This window comes from Streptomyces sp. NPDC046887, from assembly GCF_040644755.1.
Lineage (GTDB): Bacteria > Actinomycetota > Actinomycetes > Streptomycetales > Streptomycetaceae > Streptomyces > Streptomyces lichenis.
The window spans coordinates 1-1,607 of sequence record NZ_JBEYXH010000075.1 but is presented as its reverse complement, the minus strand read 5'-3'; the positions used below and the strand labels follow the sequence as shown (position 1 = coordinate 1,607).

Below are 1,607 nucleotides of genomic sequence, written 5' to 3'. Positions count from 1 at the left end.
AGTAGAAACGGTTCTGTTGCGAAGTTTGAAAATCAAACGCGCCCGCTCTGAACTCCAAATATCTTAGGCTGTTATTCCCATTAATACCTTGATTTCAGTAGACACCGAAAAGCCGAAGAGAGTGCCTTCTTTTCGGGTTTTCTTATATAATCCTCGAATGGCTTCCATGCCTTTAATCGTGGGTGAGGCAGTGCGTAAACTTCGATAGAATTTATTGCGTCTCTTTACTGGACGATGGTCTTGTTCAATCAAATTATTCAGGTATTTAATGGTACGATGTTCTGTCCCTTGATAAAAGCCGTATTCTTTTAGTTTCTTAAAGGCACTTGTAATAGAGGGGGCTTTATCTGTGACTACAACCTTCGGTTCATCAAACTGCTTCACTAACCGCTTAAGAAAAGCATAGGCTGCTTGTGTGTCCCGTTTTTTACGTAACCAAATATCCAAGGTTAAACCATCTGCATCGATGGCTCGATACAAATAATGCCATTTTCCTTTAATTTTGATGTACGTTTCATCCATTTTCCATGAATAAAAGGATTTTTTATTTTTCTTTTTCCAAATTTGATAGAGTAGTTTGCCATATTCTTGCACCCAACGATAAATCGTCGTATGAGAAACGTTAATGCCACGATCATATAAGATTTCTTGAACTTCACGATAGCTAAGGTTATAACGAAGATAGTAGCCCACGGCTACAATAATCACATCCTGCTGAAATTGCTTTCCTTTAAAATGATTCATCGTCATTCCTCCTGCTATCTTTTTCTATTATTCTACCTTATTTGATAGTAGATTTAAAACTTTGCAACAGAACCTCGATTTGCTTTATGCAAACGCCACCTACCCATTTTATAAAAATAAAATGGGCAAAAGATCTTTCTTTTTGTCATACAAAAAGAAGAAAAAGAGGGACGATTTTCTTCTTCCGAAATCGTCCCTCTTTTTGGATGAACGAACAAAAAATCTCTCGTATTTTGTTTGTTCATCCACTAAAAATATGCGAACAGTATGGCTTCATTCAATCCTGTTCTTACAAGTCAAAAGCATTGAATCGTCCAAGGACGATTCAACAAAAAAAGTAGTCGTTTTTGGACGACTACTAAGTTCTAAACATTCATTACCCAAAATCAATTTGGTCTAACATCGTTTCTCGACTAGCTTGATCTAATCCAAGATACGTTAAGGTCATGGCTTCACTTGAATGGTTTAATAAATGCATCACTAAACCAATATTATAGTTTGACTGCGTATAGACCCGATAAGCGCCTGTTTTACGCATGGTATGCGTTCCTAGATAGTTAATTCCTACTTATTGTCGGCGGAGCTGGACGCTTCTTTCACAACCTCTATCCTCGATCTTTTTGGTCATACACTTCTTTGACGTTGATAAATTGATCAAGTATTGGATTTTCTCCTTTTAGGTCAGCTTCGAAACGGATACCGTCAATATTGATTCTGGCGTTGTGGTAGTAGTCAGTTCCTAGTTGTCCCCATGCAGGAGTTGAGGCATCGACATTGCAGAAGATATCAAATCCTTGTTGTTTCAAGTAAGCAAATTTTTGATTTGCTTCAGAATAAGGTTGCCAATCGCTGATGTCAGCGCC

The 1,607-nt window shown here is 37.7% G+C and carries 1 protein-coding gene and 1 pseudogene; both read right to left on the bottom strand.

The features are described from left to right. Positions 1 to 63: 63 nt before the first annotated feature. Positions 64 to 744, bottom strand: a complete 681-nt coding sequence (locus ABZ945_RS32890) for an IS6-like element IS1216 family transposase (protein ID WP_031559408.1) — start codon at positions 742 to 744, stop codon at positions 64 to 66. Positions 745 to 1,349: 605 nt separating this feature from the next. Further along, a pseudogene (locus ABZ945_RS32885) lies at positions 1,350 to 1,607 on the bottom strand (polysaccharide deacetylase); the annotation flags it as partial.